Origin of the sequence: Mycolicibacterium vinylchloridicum (assembly GCF_013404075.1) — a bacterium.
GTDB lineage: Bacteria > Actinomycetota > Actinomycetes > Mycobacteriales > Mycobacteriaceae > Mycobacterium > Mycobacterium vinylchloridicum.
Genome location: NZ_JACBJQ010000115.1, coordinates 1 through 5,905, shown reverse-complemented (window position 1 = coordinate 5,905; position 5,905 = coordinate 1). Strand labels below are relative to the sequence as shown.

At 57.9% G+C, this 5,905-nt stretch carries 6 protein-coding genes and 1 pseudogene; 6 read left to right on the top strand and 1 reads right to left on the bottom strand.

Annotated elements, in window-relative coordinates; genetic code table 11:
• Window positions 1-130: 130 nt before the first annotated feature.
• The 6 genes and pseudogenes from HPC46_RS33440 to HPC46_RS33415 all read left to right on the top strand — a co-directional run.
• Window positions 131-733: pseudogene (locus HPC46_RS33440) on the top strand (enoyl-CoA hydratase); the annotation flags it as partial.
• A gap of 296 nt (window positions 734-1,029) precedes the next feature.
• Window positions 1,030-2,187, top strand: coding sequence for an LLM class flavin-dependent oxidoreductase (locus HPC46_RS33435; protein ID WP_179476301.1), 1,158 nt, complete (start codon window positions 1,030-1,032; stop codon window positions 2,185-2,187).
• Window positions 2,188-2,471: 284 nt separating this feature from the next.
• Window positions 2,472-2,861 (top strand): nuclear transport factor 2 family protein, encoded by a 390-nt coding sequence (locus HPC46_RS33430; protein WP_179476300.1) that lies wholly within the window; start codon window positions 2,472-2,474, stop codon window positions 2,859-2,861.
• Window positions 2,862-2,928: 67 nt separating this feature from the next.
• The gene (locus HPC46_RS33425) at window positions 2,929-3,747 is read left to right on the top strand and encodes an acetoacetate decarboxylase family protein (protein WP_325096868.1); all 819 of its coding nucleotides are present in this window, start codon (window positions 2,929-2,931) and stop codon (window positions 3,745-3,747) included.
• A 122-nt stretch (window positions 3,748-3,869) separates the two neighbouring features.
• The gene (locus HPC46_RS33420; RefSeq protein ID WP_179476298.1) at window positions 3,870-4,388 is read left to right on the top strand and encodes an LLM class oxidoreductase; all 519 of its coding nucleotides are present in this window, start codon (window positions 3,870-3,872) and stop codon (window positions 4,386-4,388) included.
• Window positions 4,389-4,672: 284 nt separating this feature from the next.
• Window positions 4,673-5,074, top strand: coding sequence for a nuclear transport factor 2 family protein (locus HPC46_RS33415; RefSeq protein WP_179476297.1), 402 nt, complete (start codon window positions 4,673-4,675; stop codon window positions 5,072-5,074).
• 179 nt (window positions 5,075-5,253) lie between these two features.
• On the opposite strand, the gene HPC46_RS33410 is transcribed toward HPC46_RS33415, so the two are convergent.
• On the bottom strand, window positions 5,254-5,442 hold the full coding sequence (locus HPC46_RS33410; RefSeq protein ID WP_179476296.1) for a wax ester/triacylglycerol synthase domain-containing protein: 189 nt from the start codon (window positions 5,440-5,442) through the stop codon (window positions 5,254-5,256).
• Window positions 5,443-5,905: the final 463 nt, after the last annotated feature.

Genomic DNA, 5,905 nt, shown 5'->3' with positions numbered 1-5,905 from the left:
CAGCAAATCCCGAGCCGATCAGAGCTCACCGACCGAACAGGAGGCCACCCCCGCGGCACTGACCGCCTGAACCATCACATCGAAGAATCACACGACGACGTCGTACACCACGCCCCTGGACTTGACCCGGCGGGCATCGCTTTACCCCGATCATCTGGACAAGGTCGGCGCGGAAGCGCGTTTCTCGCGGGAGAGCGAGGTCTATCTGGGGATGTGCCGCCGGTGGCGGGAGCTGCCGAAACCGACCATTGCCATGGTGCAGGGAGCGTGTGTCGCAGGCGGCTTGATGCTCGCATGGTCCTGTGATCTCGTGGTGGCCTCGACCGACGCATTCTTTTCAGACCCCGTGGTGCGCATGGGAATCCCCGGCGTCGAGTACTTCGCGCATCCGTGGCAGATGCAGCCGCGTTTCGCCAAGGAGTTCCTGTTTCTCGGTGACCGTGTTGATGCCACTCGCGCCAGGGAACTGGGCATGGTCAATCGGGTGGTGCCAAGGGAAGGCCTAGAAGCCGAGACGATGGCTATCGCCGAACGGATCGCGGCGATGCCGGCCTTCGGGCTGGCGCTGGCCAAGCGCGCGGTGAACCAGTGCGAGGACTTGATGGGCCTGCGCGCGGGCATGGACTCGGTGTTCGCGCTGCATCATCTTGCCCACGCCCACAACGCCGAGGTGGGATCAGACTCACTGGGCGGGCAGGATGCCAAGAGCATGGCGGACGCCTACCGCAGTTGAGCGACTGCACATTGCCTTTCCGGTGTGACTTGGGTAACGTATCCGGTATCCGGTATCCGGGATACAGGCGCTGGTACTGAGCGTGATTGCGCCTCGGAAATCTGAGTTTCGCCTCGTCACCGGCCCGGCGTCATCGGTGCACCTGTTACCGATGGTGTCAGGCGGCGAGGAATGCACTCGGATCGGTATGACGTCAGATCGAGAGGTGGTTAACGATGAAGTTCAACCTGGTGACAGTTCCGAAACTGTATGCGACGGAGCAAGAGCGGCGGGTAAAGCGGCCGATTGGTCGAGACGTGGCAACCTACAGCGCGATGCTGGACGAACTGCGCAAGCTGGTGGTTCAGGCGGACGAGCTGGGCTTTCACTCGTTCTCGACGGTCGAACATCACTTTCACACTGAGGGGATCGAGGTGATGCCGTCGCCGATGGTGCTCTACTCGCACCTGGCTGCAATCACCAAACAGATCTCGTTCATTCCGTTGTCTCTCGTCCTACCGACATCGAATCCGCTGCGTATCGCAGAGGATGTTGCGCTGTTCGACCAGCTCTATCCCGGGCGAATTCAGGTCGGTGTAGCCCGGGGTTACCAGAGTCGGTGGATGCAGACGATCGCGCAGCAGGAGCTGATCGCGAGCGGAAATCCGGCGTCGGATGCGAAGAACCGCGAGATCTTCAACGAGTATCTCGAAGTCCTGCTCAAAGCCTGGACCGAGGATGCATTCAGCTACAACGGCAAGTACTTTCAGGTTCCATTCCCGTTCACCGGAATCAAGAACTGGCCGACCGTCGACATCAGCCGTGAATTCGGCGCCGAAGGTGAGATCGATGACGAGGGCAGCGTGGTCAAGATCGGTGTCGTCCCGGCGCCGGCCACGAAACCGCACCCGGAGATTTGGGTTCCTTTCTCGCTCTCGCCCCAGACCATGATCAATGCCGCGCGCAGTGGGTACAAGATGCTCTTGTTCCCGAGCAATCCTGTTGCGGTACGCGACTTCTGCCGCAAGTTCCAGGAGGAGGCGGCCAACGCTGGGTTCGAACGCCAACTTGGCGAGGGTATAGCGGCCGTTCGAGATGTCGCCATCGCCGACTCCTATGACGAGGCGTTCGAGCTCGCCGTCCGTGGTGCGGGCACCGACTTCTTCAACTACTTCCAGCACTTCGGCTACATGGAGAACTGGCGCGACGAGACCGACCCCGAGGTGAAGCCGCTCACCTTCTCGACGGTCGAGGACTTGACGAAACGAATCGTGGATAAGGGTTGGTTGCTCTGCGGCACAGCAGAATCCGTGACAGAGCAGATTGCCGAACTGAAGACCTGTTACACCGAAGGCGGCAACCTGGAAATCTTCTCCTGGAACATGTACGCGCAGGGCAACCTGACCACCGAGGAAACCGTCGATCAGTTGAGACTGTTCGGTGAGAAGGTGATGCCTCACTTCACGGCACAGTAGGCGACACTCGCGAAAGGGCTACGGGTGGTGACATCGTTGTCAGCCGTGGCCCTTTGCATGTCCAGCCCGGCGACTGCTTAGTCGCTATCCACTAAAAATGTTATAGCAGTGGAGATTTCAGTACATGTGCCTTGTGAATCCGGGATGCAAGATGCTAGTGTCGAGTGACGCCCATCACTTTGGGCGGTTAGATCGGAGTCGTCGCATCGGCGAATCTGTCCCTGGATGGAGTGCTCGAGGCGACCTTCGGCGTTTACTCTCACCCATCTGAGGAGAAGTCATATATGAGCGTTGGCAGCGTCAAGGTGGTATCCCATCTGTTTGAGTCGTTGGCGGCAGGTGACATCGATGCCATGGTCGCGAACTTTCACCCCGAGATCGTTGTCAAGGAGGCCGACAACCTACCGTTCGGGGGATTGCATCAGGGGGTCAAGGCATTTCGCGAGGATCTACTCGGCGGGATCGCTGCCGGTGCAGATCCTCGCATCGTGATGTCGGGGGACAATATTCCGAGAGGAGCGGGCAGTTGGCGGAGTTTGTTAGGCGGAAAGATATTTGTGAAGGACCGCTTTCGTATCCTGGGAGTTTGCGGCCCAGAGCTTCAGCCCCAGAAGGGCGATACCCCGACATCGCAGACCTTCAGCGACCCGCCTAGCGTGGAGCCAAGTTTGTAAGTTCTACTCCGACTTTTTAGAAACGAAACCCTGTTTTTTAGAAACGAAACCCTGTTAAGGAGACAGTATGTCAAAGTCGTTTACTCGAGGCGTACTCAATCTGTCGGGAGCCCGACCTGAAGACGCATATCCGTACGATGGTCCGATTATGCCCCGCATCCATTGGTACTCGGTAACAATCGCGACGAGCTACGAGGCCATAGAAAAGATCGTAGTACCGCCACCCCTCAAAGTGAACCGGGACCTACCGCCTCACCTGCAGCTATCCTTCTTCGTAAACCCCACGAATCTTGGTTTCGATGGCCGGCATTCCCCGTACCAGGCCTTCTCATTTGCCGCGAATGCGGTGTATGGTGACGTTGCTGGGACGGCGGGCTGGGAGATGGTAGACAGCGTCTATACTGACAAGACAACTGCAGACTTCTTAATCCCATGGGGTGTCTATTTTGGGTTCCTTAAAAAGTTTGCAGACATTCGCGCGACGCCCATGGGAGGGGGGAATCTCGAGATTACTGTGCACCGTCACGGCACGCAGATAATTAGAATGCAAATCGAGGTTGGAGCCAAGCTCGCCGATGAAGAGCTCGCTGCGATGTCAGCAGGGGCGGTATCCGGAGCAGGCGCGCTTACTGTGCGCGAGATTCCAAACCTGGGTTATACAGAGTACGCGGAGCGCTCAATCTGGTTGTCTCCGACGTCCGAGGTCACGGTTACTGATGCATGGGCGGCGGAGTGTCGCGAGATCGAGTTTGGAAGTATTGAGCTCGATCCGTTCGGCGATTTTCTCGTTGAGGACGTGGTAGGGGCTGCCGCGTATACAACTCAAACCAATAAGGACTTCTTCCGCAACGCCAGATTGGTGAAGCAGCTTCCCTTGGTCCCTTGACGTCATATCTTGGCGCGATCATGATTGCACTGCCTATATCTTCTAGAGATTGAGCAGCAACTAGATTTCGTCTCGGATAATTATGATGATTTGTTCCGTATTTCACTGGAAATAGTAGCGGCGTGGTCGCCTGCCAGTACAAGATGCTCTTGTTCCCGAGCAATCCTGTTGCGGTACGCGACTTCTGCCGCAAGTTCCAGGAGGAGGCGGCCAACGCTGGGTTCGAACGCCAACTTGGCGAGGGTATAGCGGCCGTTCGAGATGTCGCCATCGCCGACTCCTATGACGAGGCGTTCGAGCTCGCCGTCCGTGGTGCGGGCACCGACTTCTTCAACTACTTCCAGCACTTCGGCTACATGGAGAACTGGCGCGACGAGACCGACCCCGAGGTGAAGCCGCTCACCTTCTCGACGGTCGAGGACTTGACGAAACGAATCGTGGATAAGGGTTGGTTGCTCTGCGGCACAGCAGAATCCGTGACAGAGCAGATTGCCGAACTGAAGACCTGTTACACCGAAGGCGGCAACCTGGAAATCTTCTCCTGGAACATGTACGCGCAGGGCAACCTGACCACCGAGGAAACCGTCGATCAGTTGAGACTGTTCGGTGAGAAGGTGATGCCTCACTTCACGGCACAGTAGGCGACACTCGCGAAAGGGCTACGGGTGGTGACATCGTTGTCAGCCGTGGCCCTTTGCATGTCCAGCCCGGCGACTGCTTAGTCGCTATCCACTAAAAATGTTATAGCAGTGGAGATTTCAGTACATGTGCCTTGTGAATCCGGGATGCAAGATGCTAGTGTCGAGTGACGCCCATCACTTTGGGCGGTTAGATCGGAGTCGTCGCATCGGCGAATCTGTCCCTGGATGGAGTGCTCGAGGCGACCTTCGGCGTTTACTCTCACCCATCTGAGGAGAAGTCATATATGAGCGTTGGCAGCGTCAAGGTGGTATCCCATCTGTTTGAGTCGTTGGCGGCAGGTGACATCGATGCCATGGTCGCGAACTTTCACCCCGACATCGTTGTCAAGGAGGCCGACAACCTACCGTTCGGGGGATTGCATCAGGGGGTCAAGGCATTTCGCGAGGATCTACTCGGCGGGATCGCTGCCGGTGCAGATCTGGTTGTCAGCGACCGGGAGATGATGGACACCGGCGGCGACGTCGTCGTCGTCCGGATGATCGGCACGTTCACCTCCAAGCACACCGGTCGGACCGTGCGTATGCCCATGGTCGAACTTTGGAAAGTGGAGGACGGACAGATCACCGAGATTGACGTCTTCTACAAGGACGTGACTGAAATGGCGAAGCTGTACGAGGAGCGGTGATGACCGGCGGCTGAGCCCTGGCCGGTTCGAGTTGGGCGGTGCGGCGCCCAGTCGGTGAACCACCCCGGGTTTGATTAAACGTCAAATCCGGGGTGAATTCATTGACAGCTGCTCGCCGCGACGGATTCCTGCGGTTCGAGTGAGGCCATTTTTGGGGGTTGGTCCGCTGCACGGCGGTCCTAGAAGCGATGCCCGCTCAACGGCTCCAGAGCGGGTAGTCGCTCCGCGAATGCTCGGCGGAACGAATCGAAGTCCAACGGGTCGTCGCCCTCCGAAGGTTCAACGATCAACACCTTGAGTGTGTGTAGGTGGAGATTGGGTGTCTCGCCGTACAGCAGAACCGAATCCGTGCCGTTGAGTCGCTTCATGTCGCCCCGGTCGTTGCGGAATCCGGCGCGATCGAGTCCGCTAGACGGGTGTGTAGCATAGGTGCTGTCTTAATGTACAGCGCTGGTTGGTCAAGTGATTGAGAAACGTACCGGTACGGATAATTCCGTTGTTACGCAGGATCCCGAGTGCATATTCGGGTGGCACTGACGGTGGCAAGGCCACACTCTCCGCGCGACGATCGCAGTGAAGTAGTTCGTGAGAGTAAATGCGAGCTTCACAGCTTTGGTGTGAGAGTGCATCGGGTCCGGTGTCTTCGAGACAGTGGAAATGTGCAGATCATCCGCCAGGGTATTGGCACGACCGATTACCAAACTGAGCATGTCCCGAGTCGCGTGGAATTTGGGTGACGATCCACGATGAACTCTAGGCGGCGGCACCGACAGATTTGGTGTCGGCGCCGGTGTCGGGGTGAGCGTGTCGGCGCAGGGCGTCGACGAGCTG